Raw genomic sequence first — 23445 nt, forward strand, 5'->3', positions numbered from 1 at the left:
GGTCCGAAGAATGCCCCGGCTGGCCGGGGCAGATCGCATCAACTAGTCCAGCGGCTTGGTTTGCGCGTCGAGCAGCGTGCAGACGTAGCTTCGGACAAGCCGCATCGTTTCAGGGTCGGGCGCACCCATGCTCGCGAGGATATTCAGCTGCCCATGCGTGATGAAGTCGACGAGCACTTCGGGCGATGCCACCGTCGCGCCTCGCTTGCGGGCATCGGCCTTGAGAGCGGCTACCATGTGCGGGCGAAGGCGGTCGCATAGCTCGAAGCCGAGCTGGCGATGGAATTCCCGATTGCCCTCCTCGTGAAAGAAATCGTGATAGCGCAAGCTCTCCTCATCGGCAACGGCGTCGAACAGCGCATCGATCTTGTCGGCCAGCGAGATGCTTACGTCGTCGAGAATGCGGATATAGTCGCGGCAGCAGTCCTCTGCGTACGCCTCGAGGGCGGCGGAGAACAGCTTCTGCTTGGAGTCGAAGTAGTGGTAGCACAGTCCGGGCGTGATGCCCGCCGCATGCGAGATATCGCGCATGGACACTGCCTCGTAGCCGCGCTCCACGAACAGCGCCATGGCCGTCTCGAGGATGTCGCGCTTCCGCTCCTCCGGATCCTTCACCGTTCGTGCCATGCTGCACCCTTCCGTTTCGCTACGGTACCCCACCGATCATGCCACGTCATTGAACGATTGTCAATGAACAATGTTTAACGAGATCCGACACGAATTTCAGGTGGGCGGAGAATGCTCGACGGACCGGTCGCCTGCCCCACCGATCCCCCGGCTCGATCGGCGCGCCTCATCCAGTCGGGACCGCCCCTCCTCGCAACCCATTTCGCTTATCCTTCATTGCCCCAGCGCCCTTCGCACCTCGAGCCCCACGTGTCGAGACGTCGACAGGTTCTGGATGTTTCACGTGAAACATCCGTTCGCCTGCGTTTCGAAACGTCGCAGCCGAAACTCGAAAGCATGCACGCCGCGCCCCTCCCGAGCGATGCGATTGCACGACGTGAGCGGGAAGCGAAGCCTTCCCGCTTGGATGAGCCTTGCGTAACGCTCTGCTTGGCGGGGCGCGCATATGCTACGATGGGATTCCGAGAAAGGACGCCATCGCATGCCCATCAACAAGGCGGTACTCGCCGCATTCAAGGCAGCAACGAGGCTTCGGCCCGACATCAGGGAGTTCTACAAGGCGCAGCGCTTCGCCGAAGACGTCAGCGCCAAGCTCATGCTGCCCAACCCCCGCTGCCGCATCGACGAGGCAACCGCCACGATGCCCGACGGCTTCGAGGTGCCGCTGCGCGTGTTCACCCCGCTCGACTTCGACTTCTCGCTCGCCGAAGGGCTCAAGGTGTGCGAGGACTCCCGCGGCACCATCCTGTTCTTCCACGGCGGCGGGTGGGTGAACGGCACCGTGGACTTCTACATCGACGCGTGCACCACCATGGCCATCCAGCTGGAGCGGCGCGTGGTGTCGGTGGACTATCGCCGCGCGCCCGAGCACCGCTTCCCCCAGGCGGCCGAGGACTGCTACGAGGTGGCGCGCCAGCTGTACGCGGGCACGCTGCTGGCCGACGTCGACCCCGAGCACGTGGTGCTGTTCGGCGACAGCGCAGGCGGCAACCTCGCGGCGGTGCTGTCGCTCATGGCGCGCGACCGCGGCGACTTCGAGCCGCGCACGCAGATGCTGCTGTACCCCGTGACGTACAACGACCACGACCCCTTCACCTCGTGGTTCGACTCGGTGCGCGAGAACGGCGAGGACTACCTGCTCACCTGGCGCGACATCGAAGGCTACATGGAGCTGTACCGCTCCTGCCCCGCCGACCTCGACAACCCCTACTTCGCCCCGCTGCTCGACCCCGACCTGTCGGGCCAGCCGCGCACGCTCGTGATCAGCGCCGAGTACTGCCCGCTGCGCGACGAGGGCGAAGCGTACGCCGGGCGCCTGGAGCTGGAGGGCAGCGAGGTGCAATGCTACCGCATGTTGGACGCCGTGCACGGCTACCTGCTGTACCCGTCGATCCTCAGCCTGGTCAAAGACACGTACCGCATCATCAAGCACTTCTTGGACGATGACGAGCTGACGCAGGAAGGTGAACCCGCATGGCTCGGGATACTTGGTACCGACTAGACAACGTCGGCAAGTTCTACTCATCCCAGGCGGGCAGCTCGGCCCAGACGGTGTTCCGCTACGCCGCCACCATGCGCGACGATGCGGATCCTGCGGCGCTGCAGCGCGCCCTCGAGCGGACGGTGGCCGTCTTCCCCAACTTCAACGTATGCCTGCGCAGCGGCATGTTCTGGCACTACCTCGAGCAGGCCGCCGAGCCGCCGGCCGTGCAGCGCGAGAACCTGCCCATCTGCTACGGCCTGCACGTCCACGCGAAGAGCGTGCTGTTCCGCGTCAGCTATCACGCCGCGCGCATCAACCTCGAAGTCTCGCATATCGTGTCGGACGGCCGCGGCAGCTTAAGCTTCTTCAAGGCGCTGCTGCACGCCTACATCGAGGAACGCTACGGGGTGGAGGGCGTGCCGGCCGAGTACGACGGGTCCGATCACCAGAAAGCGGAGAACAGCTTCGACAAGTACTTCGAGCCCGACTTGGCCGCCTCCTCGCGCACGCCGAAGGTGCACCGCCTCTCCGGCTGGCGCGACCAGGCCGACCCCACGTTCTTCGAGTACCACCTGCCCGCCAGCCGGGTGCTCGACCTCGCGCACGACTGCGGCGTCAGCCTCACCGCGCTGCTGATCGCCGTCATCATGTGCTCCATCCGCGCCGAGATGCCGCGCCGCGAGCGCAACCGGGCCATCCGCATGGACGTGCCGGTCGACCTGCGACGTTTCTTCAAGTCGACCACGGTCAAGAACTTCTTCGGGCTGGCCTTCGTGTCCTACATCCCCGGCGATGAGGACGAGCCCGTCGAGACCGTGGCCCGGCAAGTGCACGCCCAGCTGAAGGCCGCGACGCAGGCCGACGAGCTGAAGAGCCGCATGAACCGCATGATCAAGCTCGAGAAGAACCCGCTTTTGCGCCTGGCCCCGCTGTTCGTGAAGGACGCCATCCTGGAGCTGGCCGACCGCGTGGCCGCGCGCGACGTGACCACCACGCTGTCGAACCTCGGCGCCATCCGCATCGACGAGCGGCTGGCCCCCTACGTCCGCGACGTCAACATCCTCACGTCTACCACCGGCATGAACTTCATGGCGTGCTCGTTCGGCGACGACCTGAGCATCGGCATATCCACGGTGTTCTCGAACCCCGACATCATCAAGAACTTCTGCCGGTTCTTCTCCGGTCGCGGCATCGAGGGCACCCTCAACCTGAACAAGACGAGCGAAGAAGTGGCCGAGGACCGCATCGAGACGAAGATCGAAGCGTCGATGAAGCGCCTGGGCGGTCAGACGCCCGCGCGCGACGGGGCGGCGGACGCGAGGGAGGACGACGGCCGATGAAGCGATGCGGAAAATGCGGCGTGCGGCTGTCGGGCGACCTCGACCGGTGCCCGCTGTGCCAATCCGAGCTCGAGGGCGACGCGTCGCCATCGGTGTTCCCGAAGAACGAGGTGCGCAAGTCGGGCGCGCTGGCGCTGGCGGTGCTCGCGTTCGCCACCGGGGCGTGCCTGCTCGCCATGCTGTTCTTGGGGAGACTGCTGAGCCTGCCGGGCGACATCGTGCTCACCGTATGCCTCGGGCTCGTGGTGAACTACCTGTTCGTGCGCAACATCATCACGCACACGCCCGACTTCTTGCGCGTGGTGGCGCGCTACTTCCTCGTGCTGCTGGCCATCGCCGCCGTCTGGTTCCTCGTGTCGCGCAACCTCGTGGTGACGACGTTCGTCATCCCCGGCATCTGCCTCGTGGCGCTCGTGTTCGACGGCGTGCTGCTCGCGGTGTTCCGCGGCACGTTCGTGTCGGGCTACGCCAAGTACCTGCTGTTCGACGTCGGGCTGGGCCTCATCCCGCTCGCGCTGTCCGCGCTCGGCCTGACCACCTGGGACGTGCCGGCCTATGCGAGCGCGCTCACCGCCAGCGTGTTTTTGCTGGGCCTCGTCGTGTTCACCCGCAAGCAGCTCGTAGCCGAAGTGCGCAAGCTGTTCTCGGCGTAGGGAAACGGATGTCCGCTTGCCAACCCGTTTTGAGAGGGAGGGTCGAGCGAAACGGCATCGACGCATATCGGCGTTCTCCTCGACGCTCCGAAGACCCATCCGCACCGCCGGCTTGACGAAATCCCGCTCATGCGCCCCGACAACGCCGAGATCATCCACAGCCCCCGCCTTTCCCTCGAAACCGTTTTTCGGCCGCTTTGTGCAAGTTTTTCGACTTTGTGGCAGGTTTAGACGCTCAAAACGCGCCTCTGGCGGGCTCCCAATCGCTCTCTCCCAAAACGCTTCCGAGAAAGCCCTGGTCAACGAAATCGCAACGTGCTTGAGCTTGCCACAACCTCGAAAAACTTGCAAAGAAGGACGAAGACGCGCACGGAGGTCGGGCGGCGAATATCTGGGCGAAAGACGGTCTCCGATATGCTCGAGCGCCGCAGCGGAAACATCCGCTGCGGCGTTCGAGGCGAAGCCGACGACAAAAGCCGACGGCACTCCTTACAGCTTGCCCACCAGGTCGATGCCCGGGTGCAGCACCTCGGCGCCCGGCACCCAGCGGGCGGGGCACACCGAGTCGCCGTGCTCGGCCACGAACTGGCTGGCCTGCACGCGGCGCAGCAGCTCGGCGGCGTTGCGGCCGATGTTGCCGGCGTTCACCTCGTAGCACACGATCTTGCCCTCGGGGTTCACCACGAAGCTGCCGCGCTCGGCAACGCCCTCCTCCTCGATGTAGACGTCGAAGATGTCCGCCAGCTTGTGGGTGGGGTCGGCCAGCATCGGATACGGCAGGTTCTTGATGTTCTCGGACGCGTCGTGCCAGGCCTTGTGCGCGAAATGCGTGTCGCACGACACCGCGTAGATCTCGCAGTTCGCTTCCTGGAACTGGTCGTACAGCGCGCCGAGGTCCTCAAGCTCGGTCGGGCACACGAACGTGAAGTCGGCCGGGTAGAAGAAGAACACGCCCCACTTCCCCAGCACGTCGTCCTTCGTCACGGTTTCGAAGTCGTCGTTGTGGAACGCCTGGACGCTGAAGTCGTCGATTTCCTTGTTGATCATGGACATGGTTGCTGCTCCTATCTGCGATCTGTCTTCGCGAGTTGTTATCCAAAGCGAACTTTCTCATAAATGCTACTTCTCAAGCATCGTATTGTAGCGTCTCCGGACAATCTCCAAAAGCTTGCCGGCGGTTCGGGTTCGTCCGATGGAAGGTTTGTCATATTCCCGACAAGTTTTCCCCGCCGGGCGCGCGGCGATGTCATACTATCCCGGCCCCGTCTCCCGCGCTACGAAGGAAACCGCTCCCGCCATGAAGAACAGCCTGCTCGCCCTCGCCACCGGATCGTTCGCGCTCGGATTCGCCGAGTTCGTGATGATGGGCATCCTCCCCGCCACGGCCTCCGGCCTGCACGTCAGCGTGCCTGCGGCCGGCACCTTTATCTCCGCGTACGCCCTCGGCGTGTGCGTGGGCACCCTGTTCCTCGTGTTCGGCCGGCGGGTGCCGCCCAAGCGGCTGCTGCTTGGCTTCGTGGCGCTCGTGGCCCTCGGCAACGCCGCGGCCGCCCTCGCGCCGAACGCCGACGTGCTCGTGGCGGCGCGCTTCGTGTCGGGCCTGCCGCACGGCGCGTTCTTCGGCACCGCCACCATCGTGGCCCGCGAGCTGGCCGACCCCGGCTGCGAGGGCCGCGCCGTTTCCATCATGGTGCTGGGCCAGACGGTGGCGAACATGGTGGGCGTTCCCGGCGGGACGTTGCTGGCCGGCCTCCTGTCGTGGCGCGCGGCGTTCGTGTTCGTCGCCGTGTGGGCGGTCGGCTCGTTTGCGCTCGTCGCGCGCCTCGTGCCCGCCGTGCGCCCCATCCCCGACGCGGGCCTCGCGGGCCAGTTCCGCTTCCTCAAGAAGCCCGGCCCCTGGCTGGTCATCGGCGCGGTGCTGCTGGGCAACACCGGCGTGTTCTGCTGGTGGAGCTACGTGTCGCCGTGGCTGACGAACGTCGGCGGGTTTCCCGCCGACGCGCTGCCGGCGCTGCTCGTGCTGGCGGGCTTCGGCATGGTGGCCGGGTCGCTCGTGGGCGGGCGGCTCACCGACCGCACGTCGCCCGGCAAGATGGCGGCGGCCGGCCAGGCCATCGGCTGCGTCACGCTCGCGCTCATCTTCGCGTTCTCCGGCACGCCCGTCTCGGCGGCCGGCCTCATGCTCCTGTGCTCCTTCGGCATGTTCTTCGTATCGAGCCCCCAGCAGCTGCTCATGGTGAAGGTTGGGCGCGGCGGAGGCGAGATGATCGGGTCGGCGTGCGTGCAGGTGGCGTTCAACCTGGGCAACGCATGCGGCGCCACCATCGGCCAGGCCGTGCTCAACACGGGGGCGTCCTACGTGTGGCCGAGCCTGGCCGGCGTGCCCTTCTCGCTGCTCGCCGTGGTACTGCTCGCGGCGTTCGCCGCGCGCTACGAGCGCCGTTACCGCCCTGCGGGCGCGCCGGACGGCATGGCCGAAGCCATCGGTACCGCCCAATAAAGAGGTGCCCCAAGTTGCGCGAGCGGGCGGTGCGCGTGAGGCTTCCGTGCCGACGCGCCCCGTCCGCCGCACAAACCCCGGCAGCCGCTACCGCACCCCCGCGTCCGCCTTCTCCTCGGGCTCGCGCGACCCCGCCGCGCAGCCCTCGCAGCCGTCGCACGACCCGCCGCATCCTATCCCCGTCGCGCCTTCGCGGCGCTTGCGCCCTATGCGCCGCGCCGCGAGCACCGCCAGCGCGACCACGATGGCAGCCGCCGCAAGGCTCGCCGCGCCCGCCGGCCCCTCCTCGAGCGCCAAGCCGACGCCGCGCACCGCGAGCGCCGCCACCCACGCCACGGCCAGCTGCCCGAACGCCATGCCGAGCGCCCACCGGCCGCCCAGCTCGCGCTTCACCGACGCGATGGCCGCGATGCATGGCGTGTACAGCAGGCAGAACACCAACAGCCCGAGCGCCGCGAGCGGCGTGATGGCCGCCACGAGGGTCGCCGTGCTGCCGAACAGCACCGACAACGTGGACACGACGCTCTCCTTCGCCATGACGCCCGTGACGAGCGCCGTCGAGATGCGCCAGTCGTCGAAGCCGAGCGGCGCGAACACCGGGGCGATCCAGCCGGCCACCACGGCCAGCATGCTGTCCTGCGAGTCGGCCACCACGTTCAGCCCGAAGTCGAACGTCTGCAAAAACCAGATGACGATCGTGGCCAGAAAGATGATGGTGAAGGCGCGCTCGAGGAAGTCCTTCGCCTTCTCCCACAGCATCTGCGCCACGTTGCGGGCGCTCGGCATGCGGTAGTTCGGCAGCTCCATGACGAACGGCACCGCCTCGCCCGAGAACATCGACGAGCGCATGAGCAGCGCCACGAGCACGCCGGCCGCGAGGCCGCCGAAGTACAGGCCCACCATCACCGCCGCCCCGTTCGCCGGGAAGAACGCCGCGGTGAAGAACGCGTAGATGGGAAGCTTAGCCGAGCAGCTCATGAACGGCGTGAGCAGGATCGTCATCTTGCGGTCGCGCTCGGACGGCAGCGTGCGGCTGGCCATGACGGCCGGCACCGTACAGCCGAAGCCCACGAGCATGGGCACGATGGACCGCCCCGACAGCCCGATGCGCCTCAGCAGCTTGTCCATGACGAACGCCACGCGCGCCATGTAGCCGGAATCCTCCAAAAGCGACAGGAAGAAGAACAGCGTGACGATGGTGGGCAGAAAGCTCAGCACGCTTCCCACGCCGTTGAACACGCCGTCGATGATGAGCGATTGCAGCACCTCGTTCACGTGCGCCGCCGCAAGCCCCGACGCCACCACGTCGGTGAGCGCCGCGATCCCGCCTTCGAGCAGCTCGGACAGCCACGCCCCCACCACGTTGAACGTGAGCCAGAACACGAGCGCCATGATGGCGACGAACGCGGGGATGGCCGTGAAAGGGCCGGTCAGCAGCTTGTCGATGCGCGTGCTGCGCGCGTGCTCGCGGCTCGTCGACGGCTTCACCACCGTTTGCTCGCACACCCGGCCGATGAAGCCGAACCGCATGTCGGCGACGGCCGCCGAGCGGTCGAGGCCGCGCTCCGCCTCCATCTGGCGGATGATGTGCTCGAGCGCATCCTTCTCGTTCTGATCGAGATCGAGCCGATCGAGCACGAGCTGGTCGCCCTCGGCCAGCTTGCTCGCAGCGAACCGCGGCGGGATGCCCGCGCGCTCGGCATGGTCCTCGATGAGCGCCATGATGCTGTGCAGGCAGCGGTGCACGGCCCCGCCGTGCTCGTCGGGAGCGCAGAAGTCCTGGCGCACAGGCGGCTCCTGGAACCGCGCCACGTGCAGGGCATGGTCCACAAGCTCGGCGATGCCCTCGTTCTTCGACGCCGAGATGGGGATGACGGGGATGCCCAGCAGCCGCTCCATCTCGTTCACGTGGATGGTGCCGCCGTTGCCCTCCACCTCGTCCATCATGTTGAGCGCCAACACCATCGGGAAGCCCAGCTCCATGAGCTGCATCGTCAGGTACAGGTTGCGCTCGACGTTCGTGGCATCCACGATGTTGATGATGCCGCGCGGCTGCTCGTCCAGCAATAAACGGCGCGTGACCACTTCCTCGCTCGAGTACGGCGACATGGAGTAGATGCCCGGCAGGTCGGTGACGAGCGCTTCGGGATGGCCTTTGATGCAGCCGTCTTTGCGATCCACCGTCACGCCGGGGAAGTTGCCCACGTGCTGGTTCGACCCGGTCAGCTGGTTGAACAGCGTGGTCTTGCCGCAGTTCTGGTTGCCCACGAGGGCGAAGGTGAGCGGCGTGCCCTCGGGCAGGGGGTTCTCGTCCGCCCGGTCGTGGAACTTGCCGCCCTCGCCGAGGCCCGGATGCGGAACGGGCTTGCCGGGCGCGTGGCTTTCCCGCGCGTCGGATGCGTCCCGCACGTCGTCGATCTCGATCTTGCGCGCGTCGTCGCGCCTGAGCGTCAGCTCGTAGCTGTGGATGCGCACCTCGATCGGGTCGCCCATGGGCGCATGCTTCACCATGGTCACGTCGACCAGCGGGATGATGCCCATGTCCAGGAAATGCTGTCGAAGCGACCCTTCGCCGCCCACCGCGGCCACAGTCGCGGTCTTGCCGATTGGAAGATCGTTCAGAGTTGTCAACGCGTATCTCCTCGCATCGGCGGGACGACCCCCTCGCCCTGCCGCCTTGCTCGTTTCTGTCCGCATCCATGGTACCGCGAAACCTCATACGACGCACGAAAAAGTTTCCCATGGTGAACGCGTTCGCGCGCCACGAGCCGAGACCGTGCCCCGATGTTTCACGTGAAACATTCGTTCGTATGAGAGGTTCGGGGCAAAAGGAAAAGCGGAGGGAAAGGGGGGTTCCCTCCGCTTGCAAGCGCGACGGATAGCCAGACGAGAGGAGCTTCCGCCGCCGGGTCAGCAGACTGTTTCGAAGCTGGGCGAGCATCGGACTGCCGTGGCGTCGCCACCCGAGTTTCAGTTCCTTCGATCGCTTCGCTTTCGATGAAAGTTATATTAGGCTAACATATATCATCCAGCAATGAAAGTTAGCTTATGCATACAATTTCTTCACAATCGTCTTTAGAGAATCTTTGAGAACGCCGCCTATCCTGTTCCCACGAACCTCGGAAAGGAGCCTCGCCCATGACCGCCCCCGCCAAAGCCCTCGCCCGCATCTCCCTCGCAGCAACGCTCGCGTTGGGGGTCCTCGCCGGTTGCGCCGCACAGCCGGACGACCTCGCGCCCTGCGCGCTCAACCCTGCCAACGCCGCGGAGTTCACCTGCGGCGGCACCGGTTACGTCATCTTGGACGACGTCGTCTCGCAAAGCGAGATCGGCGCATGGGCGGGCCGTTTGCATGTGAACGCCGCCGTGGACGCGCAGGGAGCCGTCGTCGCGCAGCAGAGCCTGGCCGACACGCTGCGGCTCGACATGGACAAGCTGGCGGCAGCCGCCGACACGGCAGTGGGCATCGTGTCGTACGTCAACGTGTACGAACCGCGCGACGCTCCTCCGCACGACGGCGCGCCCTTTCCCGTGCTCCTCGTCGACGTCGACGACTCCGTACATCGCGCCGTCCCCGCCTCCCGGCTCACCTCGGCCGACAGCCCCTTCGACCCCGCAGCCGCGGCCGCCCACGCGTCCTCCTCGTTCGCCGTCAACCCCCAGAACGCGACCCAGCTTTTGTCCGACTCGATTTGCTACCAAGTAGATGACGAGCCCCTCGCCAACGGCGGCGTCGAGAACCCAGGCACCCTGCTGGGCGTCATCGCGGCCTCCGTCACCTACGACGCGGACACGCTCCGCCCCCTCTCGCACGACGAGCTCCTCTCCCTCGATTGGAGCGGGCAGGACCGCACCGAGCGGCGGGAGACCCGCTTCTACGGAGAAGTCCGCGCCCTTGCGGACGCGGACCCCTCGGTCGCTCTCGCCGTCGAGATCGACGGCGTATGGTTCGCCGCGCGTGCGCGCTAGCGCCTACTCGGCCCAGTCGTGGATGACGGCCTCGATGTTGTTGCCTTCCGGATCGTACACGAACGCGGCGTAGTAACCCGGATGGTAGTCGCGCGGGCCGGGCGCGCCGTTGTCCGTGCCGCCAGCGGCCAGCGCCGCCTCGTAGAACGCGGCCACGGCAGCGGCATCGGATGCGTGCAGCGCGAGATGGGTCGGAACCGCCTCGGCCCCTTCGGGCAACGGGGCCACCCACACGTCGCCGGGCTCGCCCTCCACCAGCAGCTGCATGCCGCCGGGATACTCGATGCCCTTCACGTACCCCAGCGGGGCAAGCGCGGCCTCGTAGAACGCCTTGGCTTGCTCGACATCCTTCACCTTGATGCTCACATGGTCGATCATAGCGTGCTCCTTATCTCTAGCCGTTCTGCGTGCTCAACTCTTCGAGATTGCCTTCCAACGGCAGCGGGCCGTCCATCTCCTCGTCTTCCGCAGCGCTCGCGCCGGCCGCGTCCTCGTGCCCGGGCAGGATCATGTTCAGCACGATGCCCACGATCGACCCCACGGCCAACCCGGACAGCGAGATGGTGATTCCGCCGAGCGGCACCACGATCGCGCCGGCCGTGCTGTAGGCGATGCCCAGCGACAGCACGAGGATGAGCGCCGTGATCAGCACGTTGCGGCTCTTCATGAAGTCGACGTGGTTCTCCACGAGGTTGCGGATGCCCACCGCCGAGATCATGCCGTACAGCACGAGCGACACGCCGCCGATGACGCAGGCCGGCATGGCCGCGATGACGGCCGCGAACTTCGGGCAGAACGAGAACGCGATGGCGAACAGCGCCGCGATGCGGATGACGCGCGGATCGAACACCTTCGTCAGCGCCAGCACGCCCGTGTTCTCGCCGTACGTCGTGTTCGCCGGCGCGCCGAACAGCGACGCGAGGATGGTGGCAAGGCCGTCGCCCAAGAGCGTGCGATGCAGGCCGGGCTCGGCGATGTAGTTGCGGTTGCAGGTGGAGCTGATGGCCGACACGTCGCCGATGTGCTCGATCATCGTGGCGAACGCGAGCGGCATGATGGTGATGATGGCCGTGATGGCCAGGCCCGCGTCGAAGTTCGCACCGAAGATGGAGAACACCGTATCGTTCCAGGTGAACGGCAAGCCGATCCATGCCGCCTCCGCGACGCCCGTGAAGTCGACGACGCCCGCGGCGGACGCCACGATATAGGATCCCACCACGCCCAGCAGGATGGGGATGATCTTGATCATGCCCTTGCCCCAGATGTTCGCGATGACGATGATGGCGATGGCCACGAGCGCGATCGGCCAGTTCGTCGACGCGTTGCCGATGGCGGAGCTGGCCAGGATGAGCCCGATGGAGATCACGATAGGGCCGGTGACCACGGGCGGGAAGAAGCGCATGACCCGCGTGGGCCCGAACACCTTGAACAGCGCCGACAACACGAGGTACAAAAGGCCTGCGCACGCCACGCCCAAGCAGGCGTACGGCAGCAGGTCGGCCTCGCCGTTCGGCGCGATGGCCGCATAGCCCGCGATGAACGCGAACGACGAGCCGAGGAACGCGGGCACCTTGCCCTTCGAGATGAAATGGAACAGCAGCGTGCCCAAGCCCGCGAACAGCAGCGTCGCGGAAACGGACAGGCCGGTCAGCGTCGGCACCAGGATGGTGGCGCCGAACATGGCGAACATGTGCTGCAGCCCGAACACCGCCATCTTCGGCTTGCCGAGCTTCCGTGCATCGTAGATTGCCTCGGGGCTGTCTTGAGCCCCCATCGTCGGCGTCGCTTTGCCCTCGCTCACGTGGTACCCCTTGTCTGTCGAGCCTTCGCCTTCCGGCCGCCCGACCCAGGAGACCCGAGCTGACCAGTAGTATTTTGCCACAACATGGGGCGTCGTGCGGCATCAATGCCGACGGGGCGCCTTACTTTTCCCTCGACGGCCGTCGGAAGCGCCAGCGCCCGAGCGCCCGCCTTGGAGCTTTGTCGGGGACTGGGGCTTCGCGCCGGCTTTGGGCTTCGCGGCAGCTTGGGGCTTCGAGCCGGATTTCGGCTTCGCGCCGGTTTTGGGTGCAGCAGGCACGTGGGCCCGAACCCCACCAAGTCCATGCGCCCGGCACGGCGCAGCGCCTCCAGCACGAGCTCGCGGTTCTTCGGGTCGCGGTACTGGATGAGCGCGCGCTGCAGCGCCTTCTCGTGGGGGCTCTTCGGCACGTACACCGGCTGCATGGTGCGCGGATCCACGCCGGTGAAGTACATGGCCGTGGACATCGTCGACGGCGTGGGATAGAAGTCCTGCACCTGTTCGGGCATGTAGCCGAGATCGCGGCAGTACTCCGCCAGCTCGACGGCCTCGTCGAGCGTGGAGCCGGGATGCGACGACATGAGGTACGGCACGAGGTACTGCTTCTTGTCCAGCTGTTCGTTGACGCGCGTGAAGCGCTCGGAGAAGCGCCGATACACGAGGTTGCGCGGCTTGCCCATCACCGACAGCACCGCATCCGACACGTGCTCGGGCGCCACCCGCAGCTGGCCGCTCACGTGATGGGCGCACAGCTCGCGCAGGAACTCGTCGCCGTGCTCCTTGTCCGCCAGCGCGAAGTCGAACCGGATGCCCGAGCGCACGAACACCTTCTTCACGCCCGGCAGCTTGCGCAGCCGGCGCAGCAGGCGCAGGTAGTCGCCGTGGTCGGCGTTCAGCTGCTTGCAGGGCTCCGGGTACAGGCATCGCTTGTGCGGGCAGGCGCCCGCCTTGAGCTGCTTGGCGCACGCGGGGCCGCGGAAGTTCGCGGTCGGGCCGCCCACGTCGTGGATGTAGCCCTTGAAGTCGGGTTCCTCGATGATGGCACGGGCCTCCTCCACGAGCGAGTCGTGGCTGCGCGCCTGCACGATGCGCCCCTGATGGAACGTGAGCGCGCAGAACGAGCATTCGCCGAAGCACCCGCGGTTGCTGGTCAAGCTGAACTTCACCTCGCTGATGGCGGGCACCCCTCCCGCAGCCTCGTACATCGGGTGGTACGTGCGCGCGTACGGCAACCGGTACACGGCGTCCATCTCGCTTTCCGAAAGGGGCGCGGCCGGCGGGTTCTGCACGACGAACTCATGATCGGAATACGGTTCCACGAGGCGTTTGCCGGCGAACGGATCGCTGTTCGCGTACTGCACCGCGAAGCTGCGCGCATAGTGCAGCTTGTCGGCCTGCATGTCCGCAAACGACGGAAGCGTCTCGTAGTCGTAGACATGCTCGAGCGAGGAGGCTCGGAACACCGTGCCGTCGATGAACGTGAGGTCCTCGATGGAAAGCCCGGCGTTCAGGGCGTCGGCGATCTCGATGATGGAATGCTCGCCCATGCCGTACGACACGAGGTCGGCGCCGGAATCCAGCAGGATGGAGCGCTTAAGCTTGTCCGACCAGTAGTCGTAGTGCGCGAGCCTGCGCAAACTGGCCTCGATGCCGCCGAGGACGATGGGAGCCGTCTTGTAGGTGCGCCTGATCAGGTTGCCGTACACCACGGCCGCATGGTTCGGGCGCTTGCCCGCTTCGCCGCCCGGGGAGTACGCGTCGCTGCGGCGGCGCTTCTTCGCCACCGTGTAGTGGTTCACCATCGAGTCCATGTTGCCGCCCGACACGAGGAATGCCAGCCGCGGCGCGCCGAACTCGGCGATGCTCTGCGGGTCGTTCCAGTCGGGTTGGGCGATGACGCCCACGCGGTAGCCGTTCGCCTCCAGCAAGCGGGTGATGATGGCCATGCCGAACGAAGGATGGTCGACGTACGCGTCTCCCGACACGTACACGAAATCCACCTGATCCCAGCCGCGTTCGAGCATCTCCTCGCGCGTTACCGGCAGAAACGCCGCTTCCATGGCACCAACCTTCCCGTCTTGCGTACGCATCGAGTCTACCGCAAACGCAAAGGGCCGCCGAAGCACAACGCCTCGGCGGCCCAAAATCGCACAAACAGCGGGAGGTTAGCCCTGCATCGGCGGCTGCCCGGTGGGCGGCTGCTGCGCGGGCGGGTACCCCGCAGCGCCGGCGAGCTCGAAGGGCATGGGATCGTCCTGGCCGCGCCACGCGGGCACGTCGAACTGACGCGTCCAGTAGCCCAGCGCGCGCACGATCATCATCTCGACGAACACGTACATGCCCGTGCTCAGGATGCCGCACAGCAGCGCGAACACGAGGATGACGCCGCCCGTGGCGAACACGATGGCCCAGACGGCGGCGCCGGGATGCGAAGACTGGATGTTCAGGTTGCCGCCCGTCATCGCGAAGCCGATGAACAATCCGATGAGCACGAGCACGAAGACGAGGATGGACACGACGATGCCGATGACGATCGCCAGCACGATGGCCATGCCGAGAATACGCAGCAGGCCGCCGAAATCGTGGCGGACCATCGCCCAGATCTTGCCGAACTGGAAGCCGGCACCCAAACGACCGTACACGCTCATGCGCATGGAGCCCACCCACGAGAACAGCGTCGCAAAGAAGGACGCCGCGATGATGAGCAGGGAGAATATCATCGTCGACAAGCCAACGAACATGAATACGCCGCCGTGTCCGCGCCCCGACCAGGCCGTTCCCATGCCGGTGATGAAGCCCCACACCATTTCCAGCACCCACGGCGCCAGCATGAACACGAAGCCGATGACCAGCGCGAAGAACCCGCGGCTGTACAGCTTGCCGTCCTCGTTGCCGAAGATGCGCTGCGGCAGGGGGCCGTGCACGTTCCACGCGATGTCGCGCGCCCACCCGTAGAGATATCCCAGCACGACGAGCCAGCCGAAGATGGGAATGAGGCTGAGCAGCGACAGCAGCACGAGCTTGCCGAACCAACCCGGCGAGTTCTTGATGTCCTGCCAAGCGGCGTTGAAGTAACCGGTTTGCATAGTGACCTTCTTTTCCATAGCGTTTGGCACTCACTATAAGCGCGCGCCCTCGCCAGCGTCCGTTTCGTTGCCATTCCGTCAGTAAGGTGAAGCCGTTTCCCTGAGCAGCGCTCCCCCGCCGCCCGCAGCACGGCGTCCCTGCCGGACAGTAAGAGACCCCCAGATTCTGGGGGTCTCTTCTTCAAGCACGTTCGGCGGTCGTGAGACCAGCGGAACAGAAGTTACTTGAGGGTGACGGCCGCGCCGGCTTCCTCGAGCTTGGCCTTGATCTCCTCGGCCTTCTCCTTGTTCACGCCCTCCTGGATGGCCTTCGGGGCACCCTCGACGGCTTCCTTGGCTTCCTTCAGGCCCAGGCCCGTGATCTCACGGACGACCTTGATGACGGCGATCTTGTTGTCGCCGAAGCCCTCGAGCACGACGTCGAAGTCGGTCTTCTCCTCGGCGGCAGCGCCACCCTCGGCAGGAGCGGCGGCGGCCACGGCCACGGGGGCGGCGGCGGAAACGCCAAAGGTCTCCTCGATGTCCTTCACCAGTTCGGACGCCTCGAGCAGGGACATCTCCTTGAGGGCCTCAATGATCTCTTCGCGAGTAACAGCCATGTCAGTTCCTTTCAAAGTGGTCGGATCTCGTCCGACCGGTACGTTTCAACTTTCGGTTAGGCAGCGCTCATCACGCTGCCGGCGCTGCGGTTAAGCAGCTTCTTTCTGGTCGGCCACAGCCTTCGTGACCTGGGCGAGGCCGCTCGGCACGCCGTTGAGGGCAACAGCGAGGCCGCGGGCGACACCGGAGATGGCGCCGGCGATCTGAGCCAGGAGCTCTTCGCGGGACGGCAGCGATGCGATAGCCTCCACCTGAGCGGCGGACACCTGCTCGCCTTCCATCAAGCCACCCTTGATCTCCAGGTTCTTGTTGGTCTTGGCGAACGTCTTCACGGCCTTGGCGGCAGCAGCCACGTCGTCGCCGGCGAACACGAACGCGCTCGGACCCGCAAGCATGTCGTCGAGCGTGGGCAGGCTCGACTCTTCCAGGGCGATGTGCATGAGCGTGTTCTTGTACACCTTCAAGCTCGCACCGGATTCGCGAATTGCCGTACGCAGCGCCTGGATCTCCTTCACCGTCAGGCCGCAGTAGTCCACGACCCACACGGCGGAAACGCCAGCGAGGTCTTCCTTGATCTTGACCAGCGTCTCTTGATTCTTTGCGTTGGGCATGTAGTACACCTCCTTCTTCTCAAACTCGGGTTCCGCCCCTCGCGGGTGGGAATCGTCGCTTGAGAACAAGAAACGACCCCCGCCGTCTCATGACAGCAGGGGTCGTCAAAGCGCGAAACTTATCAGAACCACCTCGGCGGGCCGCATTCCTGCGATTAAACCTCAACGGTACCAGCTGTCTTGGGCAGCGGAACAAACTAAACAGCTTGTTTATTGTACCCTGCCCAAAACGAATGTCAAGCGTTTTTCACGCTCCGCGCTAACGCCGGGTGCCGCCCTACGCTGCGTCTCCCTTGGCATCGGCCGTCGCGTCGGCCTCCTTCGCGGTCTGCTCGGCGGCCTTCTCGCCCGTGCCCGTCTTCGGGCTATCGAGGATCTCCTCGACGGGGTTCGTCGGCTCGGCTTCCACGTACTTGAACGCGATGGGGTCGCCTTCCTTGTACCCGACGATCTCGATGAGGCCGGGCAGCGCGAAGTCGTAGATGCCGTCGCCCTCGGCAAGCGTCACGTAGAAGTGCGAGTTGCCCTCAACCACCGCCTGCGCGATGTGGCTGATGGTGCCCTGCATCTCAAGCGATCCGGTGTCGACGCCCTCCTCGGACAGCACGCCGTTCGTTGCGAGCAGCGCCTGGTAGGCCTTCTGGCACTCGGCCACCGTGTTGCCCACGGCCACGTTCTGGTAGCGCTGGATGTCGAGCATGGCGAACTGCTTCACGAGGCCCGCGTCGTCCTTGAGCGCCATGAAGTACGTCGGCTGCCCCGACACGTTGATCAGCAGCGGGAACGTGGCCTGGTAGCGCAGGTTCTGCACCTGGCCCTCGGCCGACTGCATGGCCGAGTCCTCGGTCGCGCCCGACACCGAGTAGAAGTGCGACTCGGCCGTGCGCTGGTTGATCAGCACGAAGCCCACGATGGAGTTGTCCGCAGTGGCCGAGGTGACGCCCGTGTACACCCACACGTCGTCGTCCTTGGCGATGTAGTTGTACCCCAGGTTGCCGTCGGTGCCCGGCGTGGTCTGCACGACGTTGCGCTGGCCCAGCACCGAGTTCAGCCAGCCGTCCTTGTACTTGCCCGACCAGTTGTACTGCTCCAGCAAGAGGTCGGTGGGATAGGCGTGGTCGACCCACTGCGGCACGTCCTCGATGGCCAAATCCTGCGTCTCGCCCGTGGTGGCGTCAACCATGACCACGCGGCTGATGGTGGTGCCGCCGAACAGGCCGATGGTGCGCGACTGCACCGGGCAGATCCACCACGGATGGCCTTCGTCGTCGATCTCGAACGACTTCTGGTCGAACATGTAGAACGGGTAGCTCAGCTGCACGTGGCGGTCGATGTTGCGTGCGAGCGGCTCGGACTCCGAGTAGTAGATAGGGCTGTCGTCGAGCCGCACGATCTCGGCGTCCTGCGTCGTCATGTTCACGAGCGCGTACGCCGGGATGCCGCCGTCACGGTTCGTGAACCACTTGAACAGGTCGGCGTAGCTCAGCGGGCTCACGCGCACCGGAGCGCTCTGGTAGTTGATCTGGCTGTACAAAGGCGAGATTTCGAACTGGCTGACGAAATCGGGGATGGAGCCCATCTCGCGGTTGCCCAGCAGGATGGCCGAGCTGCGGTCGATGACCGGGATCTCGGAGTAGTTGACTTCCTTGATGTCCTCGGAGAACTTGTCCTCGGTCGTCTGCAGCACGTTGGCGTACTTCGCGGCGTTGCCGGGGAAGATCGACAGCGACGCCACGGCGCCGATCACGCCGATCACCGCGACGAGCACCGGCAGGTACGACGCCCACTTGAACGCCTTGGCCTTGCCCGCGTTCGGCTCGACCTTGCTCGTGCCGGTCTTGTAGCTGTGCGACCTGCTCCAGAACAGCAAGAACAGCGGCAGCAGGATGAACACGGCCACGAACATCCATGTGTCGGTGGAGTGGATGTTGATGGGCGGATGGAACCACCAGTAGGCCGCGAGGCCGACGAGGACGATGACGATCGCCGCCACGATGAGGGCGCGCTTGCCCCACGAGGCCATGCGGTCGGCGAACGGGATCTCCACGTTCACGTGCGGAGGCTGCGAGCCTCCCCCGTTGCCCGAGCGGCCCGCGCCTTCGGACGGCGCTTCATGGTCGGCGTCGAACCGACCGTCCACGTTGACCCCTGATTGCTTGAGCGCTTCAATCAGCGCATCGAAACCGGATGTCTGTTTCACGGCATCCCTTCCCAAGTGTACCAATAGTTAAAGTATCCAGTATACGACAAAGCGCCCGATCGCTCATCGCGATCGGGCGCCGACGTTACCTCTTCTTTACAAAAGGTTGCGCAGCACGAACGGCAGGATGCCGCCGTGTTCGTAATAGCGGCCCTCCGTGGGCGTGTCCACGCGCACCGTGGCCCGGAACGCCACCGTCTCGCCGTCCGCGCGCTCGGCGGTCACGTCCACCACGCGCGGCTCGGGCAGCCCTTGCGAGAAATCGACGGGCTCAACCGTGAAGCGCTCCGAGCCGTCGAGCCCCAGGCTCTCGGCGTTCTCGCCCTCCTGGAACTGCAGCGGCAGGATGCCCATGCCGATGAGGTTCGACCGATGGATGCGCTCGAAGCTCTCGGCGAACGCGGCGCGGATGCCGAGCAGCGCCGGGCCCTTCGCCGCCCAGTCGCGCGAGGAGCCGCTGCCGTACATCTTGCCGGCCAGCACCACGAGCGGCTCGCCGGCGGCCTCGTAGCCCATGGCCGCGTCGAACAGCGGCGCCACCTCGCCCGTGGCGAAGTCGCGCGTCCAGCCGCCCTTCCTGCCGTCGGCCAGCTTGTTCTGCAGCTTCACGTTGGCGAAGGTGCCGCGCATCATCACCTCGTGGTTGCCGCGGCGCGCACCGTAGGTGTTGAAATCGGCCGGCGCCACGCCGCGCTCCTCCAGGTAGCGGGCCGCGGGCGAGTCGGGGGCGATGGAGCCTGCGGGCGAGATGTGGTCGGTGGTGATGAAGTCGCCCAGCAGCGCCAGCGCGCGGGCGCCTTCGATGCGACCGGGCGCCGAGGGCTCGCGCTCCATGCCGTCGAAGTACGGCGCGCGACGCACGTAGGTGGACGCATCGTCCCAGGTGAACGTGTCGCTCGGCTCGCTTCCCAGCGAAGCCCATGCCGCGTCGCCGTCGTACAGGCCCTGCGTGCCCTCCTCGTACAGCGCGCGGTCGACGTGGCTTTCCACGAGCGCGGCGATCTCCTCGTCGGTCGGCCAGATGTCCGCGAGGCGCACCGGGGCGCCGTCCGGGCGCGTGCCCAGCACGTCGTGCTCGAGGTCGACGTCCATCGTGCCCGCCAGCGCGTAGGCGATGACCGTGGCCGGGGCTGCCAGGTAGTTCTGCGACACGTCGGGCGAGATGCGCCCCTCGAAGTTGCGGTTGCCCGACAGCACGCTGGCCAGCTCGATGTCCTCGGCCGCCTCGTGCAGCTCGGCCCTGATGGGACCCGAGTTGCCGATGCAGCTCATGCACCCGAAGCCGCAGGTGTAGAAGCCGAGCGCCCGCAGGCCGTCCAGCAGCCCGGCGCGCTCGAGCAGAAGCTCGGTGGCCTTGCTGCCCGGCGCGAGCACGCACTTCACCCACGGACGGGGCTTGAGCCCCGCCTCCGCCGCCTTCTTCGCGACGAGGCCCGCTGCCAGCATCATGGAAGGGTCGGTCGCCGTCGTGCAGCTCGTCACCGCCGCGATGGCCAGCGCGCCGTGGGTCAGCTCGCAGGTCGCGCCGTCAAGGTCGACCGCCACATGCCGCCCCAGGTCGAGCCCGCGCTCGTCGCACACGGCGCGGAAGCGCTCCTGGGCCTCGGCCAGCGGGATGCGGTCGTGCGGGCGCGAAGGCCCGGCGATCGAGCGCTCCACCGCGCCGAGGTCGAACTCGACGATTTCGGCGTACGTGCGCGCCGGAGCATCCGGGTCGTTCCAGAAGCCCTGCGCCTTCGCGTAGGCCTCCACGAGCGCCACCTGCTCGTCGGCGCGTCCGGTGAGGCGCAGGTACGCGAGCGTCTGATCGTCCACGGGGAACAGCGTGCACGTGCTGCCGTATTCGGGCGTCATGTTCGATATGCACGTGCGCTGCGTGGCACTCAGGTGAGCCAGGCCGGGGCCGAAGCACTCCACGAAGCAGCCGACCACGCCCTTGGCGCGCAGCATCTGGGCGAACGTCAGGGCCACGTCCATGGCGGTGACGCCCTCGCCCAGCTCGCCGGTCAGGCGCACGCCCACCACCTTCGGCACGAGCGTCGTGATGGGCTGGCCGAGCGCGGCCGCCTCGGCCTCGATGCCGCCCACGCCCCAGCCCAGCACGCCGATGCCGTTGGCCGTAGGCGTGTGGCTGTCGGTGCCCACGAGCGTGTCGAAGTAGGCCACGGTCTCGCCCGGCGCGCCCGCGGCGGTCATGGCCACGTGGGCGAACTGCTCGATGTTCAGCTGGTGGCAGATGCCGGCTCCGGGCGGCACGATGCGCACGTTCTCGAACGACTCCTGCGACCACTTCAAGAAGTCGTAGCGCTCCTTGTTGCGCGAGAACTCCAGCTCCATGTTCTGCTCGAGCGCGCCCGCGCAGCCGGCCACGTCGGCGATGACCGAATGGTCGATCACGAGGTCGCACGGGATTTGCGGGTTGATCTTCGTCGGGTCGCCGCCCAGCTGGGCGCAGGCCTCGCGCATGACGGCGAAGTCCACGAACACGGGCACGCCCGTGAAGTCCTGGAACAGCACGCGCGCCGGCGAGAACTCGATCTCGCTGCCCACCGCGCCCGCACGTCCCGCCTCGACGATGCGCGCGGCCAGCTCCTCGGCCGCCTGCGGGGTCTCGGCGTTGCGCAGCACGTTCTCCAAGAGCACCGTCAGCGCGTACGGCAGCTCCTCGGAGCCCGCGATGGCGGAAACCGGATAGTAGGTGTACGATGCGCCGTCAACCTCGAGCGTCGAAGCGAATCGGCTGTTCTCTTGCGTCATGGGTTCTCCTTACTCCAACGTTCCGATGGCCACGATCAGGGCATCGGTGAATTCCGTACAGCTTGCCGCCGGCCTATCGCAGCCGGTTGCCTTGCGAATGTCCCCCGTCAGGCACGCGCCCTCGGCGTACACCGCGCGCACCGCTCGCCGGATGCGCTCGGCCGCCTCGGGCTCGCCCAGGTGGTCGAGCATCATGGCCGCCGACAGCACCTGCGCCGTGGGGTTGGCCTTGTTCTGCCCCGCGATGTCGGGCGCCGAGCCGTGCACCGCCTCGAACACGGCGTACTCGTCGCCGATGTTCGCCCCCGGCGCGATGCCGAGGCCGCCCACGAGGCCCGCGGCCAGGTCGCTGGCGATGTCGCCGTACAGGTTCGGGAACACCACCACGTCGAACTGCGCGGGATCCGCCACCATGTTCATGCAGAACGCGTCGACGATGCGCTCGTCGAACGCCACCGCGCTCTCGCGCGCGGCCGCCACGTCGCGCGCCGCCCGCAGGAACAGGCCGTCGGTGTGCTTCATGATGTTGGCCTTGTGCACCGCGGTCACCTTGGCGCGCCCGTGCTTCTCGGCGTAGTCGAACGCGTAGCGCACGATGCGCTCGGAGGCTGCCGCCGATATCGGCTTGACGGAGATGCCGGAATCGGGACGGATCGTGCCGGCGCCTTCCTCCGCGCACAGCGCGATGAGCTTGCGCGCGCCCTCGGAGGCTGCCTCGAACTCGATGCCGGCGTACAGGTCCTCGGAGTTCTCGCGCACGATGACGAGGTCGACGTCGTCGTAGCGGCCGCCCGCCCCCGGGATGGACAGCACGGGGCGCAGGCACACGTACAGGTCGAGCGCCTGGCGCAGCGCCACGTTCACGCTTCGGAAGCCCGTGCCCACCGGCGTGGTGACGGGGCCTTTGATGGCCACCTTGTTCCGCTTGACCGCGTCCACGGTGGACGAGGGCAGCGGCGTGCCGTGCTCCTCCATGAGGTGCGCGCCCGCCTCGGCGACCTCCCACGCGATATCGGCGCCGCTCGCCTCCACGACCCGCCGCATGGCGGCCGTCGTCTCCGGACCGATGCCGTCACCGGGTATGAGGGTCACGGTATGCGATGCCATGTTCTCTCCTTCTGCAATTGTTCAACCGGTACCCGCGCGCCCGCCTTTCCGGCGCGACGGAAAACGGGCCGACAGGCCCGTTGGAAACCGTGCGCGAACTATTTCTGCACGTTGTCGACGATCTGCTGCGCGCGACGCTTGAGCGGCCCGCGGCCGTTGGACGCGTCGAACGCCATGCGGGCACCCAGCTCGTCCTTCACGGACGGAGCCAGCTTGCCTGCGGAGAAGTCGATGACGGACACGAGCATGTCCTGGAATTCGAGGTCTCCGTGGTAGCACTGGATGGCCTCGTCGATGAGGGGCCACACCCGCTCCGAGCGGTTCTCGGTCGTGGAGCCCAGCTTGCAGAGGAATCGCATGGCCGCCAGGCGCACCGGACCGCTCTCCTCGTCGAACAGCGCCGTCTCGGCTCCGGGAACCGCCTTGTCGCACGTGCGGGAATCGTGGTCGACCATCGTGGTCAGGATGTCGAGGCACTCCCAGCGCGTCTGCGCTTCGGGGCGGTTGAGCGCGTCGATGACGGCGGTGCCGAACGGGATCATCAAGTCGGGGTGGTCCTTCGCGAAGAAGGACAGCGCAGCTGCGGCGTTCTGGCGCTCGCGCCGCGACGGACCCGACAGCGCATCCACCAGCTGCTTGAACTTGCGTTCGTTGCCGAAAGCCTCTTCGGCGATGTTTCTCGCTCCCTGCGTCTTTTCGCTCACCGCTCGC

At 66.4% G+C, this 23445-nt stretch carries 18 protein-coding genes; 5 read left to right on the top strand and 13 right to left on the bottom strand.

Annotated features, from left to right (window positions below; all coding sequences use genetic code 11):
* Positions 1-42: 42 nt before the first annotated feature.
* On the bottom strand, positions 43-627 hold the full coding sequence (locus tag C1A15_RS14485) for a TetR/AcrR family transcriptional regulator (protein ID WP_101723218.1): 585 nt from the start codon (positions 625-627) through the stop codon (positions 43-45).
* 481 nt (positions 628-1108) lie between these two features.
* Between C1A15_RS14485 and C1A15_RS14490 the strand changes: the two genes are divergently transcribed.
* Genes C1A15_RS14490 through C1A15_RS14500 form a run of 3 tightly spaced genes read left to right on the top strand, consistent with a single transcriptional unit; the run spans position 1109 to position 4103 of the window.
* Positions 1109-2128, top strand: a complete 1020-nt coding sequence (locus C1A15_RS14490; protein WP_101723219.1) for an alpha/beta hydrolase — start codon at positions 1109-1111, stop codon at positions 2126-2128.
* Positions 2101-3450 (top strand): phthiocerol/phthiodiolone dimycocerosyl transferase family protein, encoded by a 1350-nt coding sequence (locus tag C1A15_RS14495; RefSeq protein ID WP_101723220.1) that lies wholly within the window; start codon positions 2101-2103, stop codon positions 3448-3450. Before C1A15_RS14490 ends, C1A15_RS14495 begins: the two co-directional genes overlap by 28 nt.
* On the top strand, positions 3447-4103 hold the full coding sequence (locus tag C1A15_RS14500; protein WP_101723221.1) for a DUF6320 domain-containing protein: 657 nt from the start codon (positions 3447-3449) through the stop codon (positions 4101-4103). The genes C1A15_RS14495 and C1A15_RS14500 overlap by 4 nt, the downstream gene beginning before the upstream one ends.
* Positions 4104-4592: 489 nt before the next feature.
* On the opposite strand, the gene ahpC is transcribed toward C1A15_RS14500, so the two are convergent.
* The gene (gene ahpC / locus C1A15_RS14505) at positions 4593-5156 is read right to left on the bottom strand and encodes an alkyl hydroperoxide reductase subunit C (RefSeq protein ID WP_101723222.1); all 564 of its coding nucleotides are present in this window, start codon (positions 5154-5156) and stop codon (positions 4593-4595) included.
* Positions 5157-5400: 244 nt separating this feature from the next.
* Between ahpC and C1A15_RS14510 the strand changes: the two genes are divergently transcribed.
* Positions 5401-6603, top strand: a complete 1203-nt coding sequence (locus C1A15_RS14510) for an MFS transporter (protein ID WP_101723223.1) — start codon at positions 5401-5403, stop codon at positions 6601-6603.
* An 87-nt stretch (positions 6604-6690) separates the two neighbouring features.
* On the opposite strand, the gene feoB is transcribed toward C1A15_RS14510, so the two are convergent.
* A complete protein-coding gene (gene feoB, locus C1A15_RS14515) occupies positions 6691-9234 on the bottom strand; it encodes a ferrous iron transport protein B (RefSeq protein WP_101723224.1) in 2544 nt (847 codons plus the stop codon).
* Positions 9235-9741: 507 nt separating this feature from the next.
* On the opposite strand from feoB, the gene C1A15_RS14520 reads away from it, so the two are divergent.
* Entirely contained in the window at positions 9742-10572 is an 831-nt protein-coding gene (locus tag C1A15_RS14520) for a NisI/SpaI family lantibiotic immunity lipoprotein (RefSeq protein ID WP_101723225.1), read from the top strand.
* A gap of 3 nt (positions 10573-10575) precedes the next feature.
* Here the strand turns inward: C1A15_RS14520 and C1A15_RS14525 are convergent, their stop codons facing one another.
* From C1A15_RS14525 to C1A15_RS14570, 10 genes are all read right to left on the bottom strand, one after another.
* Positions 10576-10950 carry a VOC family protein gene (locus C1A15_RS14525; protein WP_101723226.1) on the bottom strand — a complete coding sequence of 125 codons (375 nt, stop codon included), beginning with the start codon at positions 10948-10950 and terminating at the stop codon, positions 10576-10578.
* Between the two features lie 16 nt (positions 10951-10966).
* Complete coding sequence (locus C1A15_RS14530) at positions 10967-12373, bottom strand: uracil-xanthine permease family protein (protein WP_101723227.1); 1407 nt, start codon at positions 12371-12373, stop codon at positions 10967-10969.
* On the bottom strand, positions 12370-14433 hold the full coding sequence (locus tag C1A15_RS14535; protein WP_101723228.1) for a YgiQ family radical SAM protein: 2064 nt from the start codon (positions 14431-14433) through the stop codon (positions 12370-12372). The genes C1A15_RS14530 and C1A15_RS14535 overlap by 4 nt, the downstream gene beginning before the upstream one ends.
* A 105-nt stretch (positions 14434-14538) precedes the next feature.
* A complete protein-coding gene (locus C1A15_RS14540; protein WP_101723229.1) occupies positions 14539-15459 on the bottom strand; it encodes a DUF4013 domain-containing protein in 921 nt (306 codons plus the stop codon).
* A 221-nt stretch (positions 15460-15680) separates the two neighbouring features.
* Entirely contained in the window at positions 15681-16058 is a 378-nt protein-coding gene (gene rplL, locus C1A15_RS14545) for a 50S ribosomal protein L7/L12 (RefSeq protein WP_009305030.1), read from the bottom strand.
* Between the two features lie 90 nt (positions 16059-16148).
* Entirely contained in the window at positions 16149-16670 is a 522-nt protein-coding gene (gene rplJ, locus C1A15_RS14550) for a 50S ribosomal protein L10 (RefSeq protein WP_101723230.1), read from the bottom strand.
* Between the two features lie 277 nt (positions 16671-16947).
* Positions 16948-18870, bottom strand: a complete 1923-nt coding sequence (locus C1A15_RS14555) for a Tat pathway signal sequence (RefSeq protein WP_101723231.1) — start codon at positions 18868-18870, stop codon at positions 16948-16950.
* A gap of 96 nt (positions 18871-18966) precedes the next feature.
* Complete coding sequence (gene acnA / locus C1A15_RS14560; protein WP_101723232.1) at positions 18967-21627, bottom strand: aconitate hydratase AcnA; 2661 nt, start codon at positions 21625-21627, stop codon at positions 18967-18969.
* Between the two features lie 9 nt (positions 21628-21636).
* Complete coding sequence (locus C1A15_RS14565; RefSeq protein WP_101723233.1) at positions 21637-22734, bottom strand: isocitrate/isopropylmalate dehydrogenase family protein; 1098 nt, start codon at positions 22732-22734, stop codon at positions 21637-21639.
* Positions 22735-22832: 98 nt separating this feature from the next.
* Positions 22833-23438 carry a HEAT repeat domain-containing protein gene (locus C1A15_RS14570; protein ID WP_101723234.1) on the bottom strand — a complete coding sequence of 202 codons (606 nt, stop codon included), beginning with the start codon at positions 23436-23438 and terminating at the stop codon, positions 22833-22835.
* Between the last annotated feature and the right edge of the window lie 7 nt (positions 23439-23445).

It is taken from the genome of Eggerthella timonensis (genome assembly GCF_900184265.1).
GTDB classification, from domain to species: Bacteria; Actinomycetota; Coriobacteriia; order Coriobacteriales; family Eggerthellaceae; genus Eggerthella; species Eggerthella timonensis.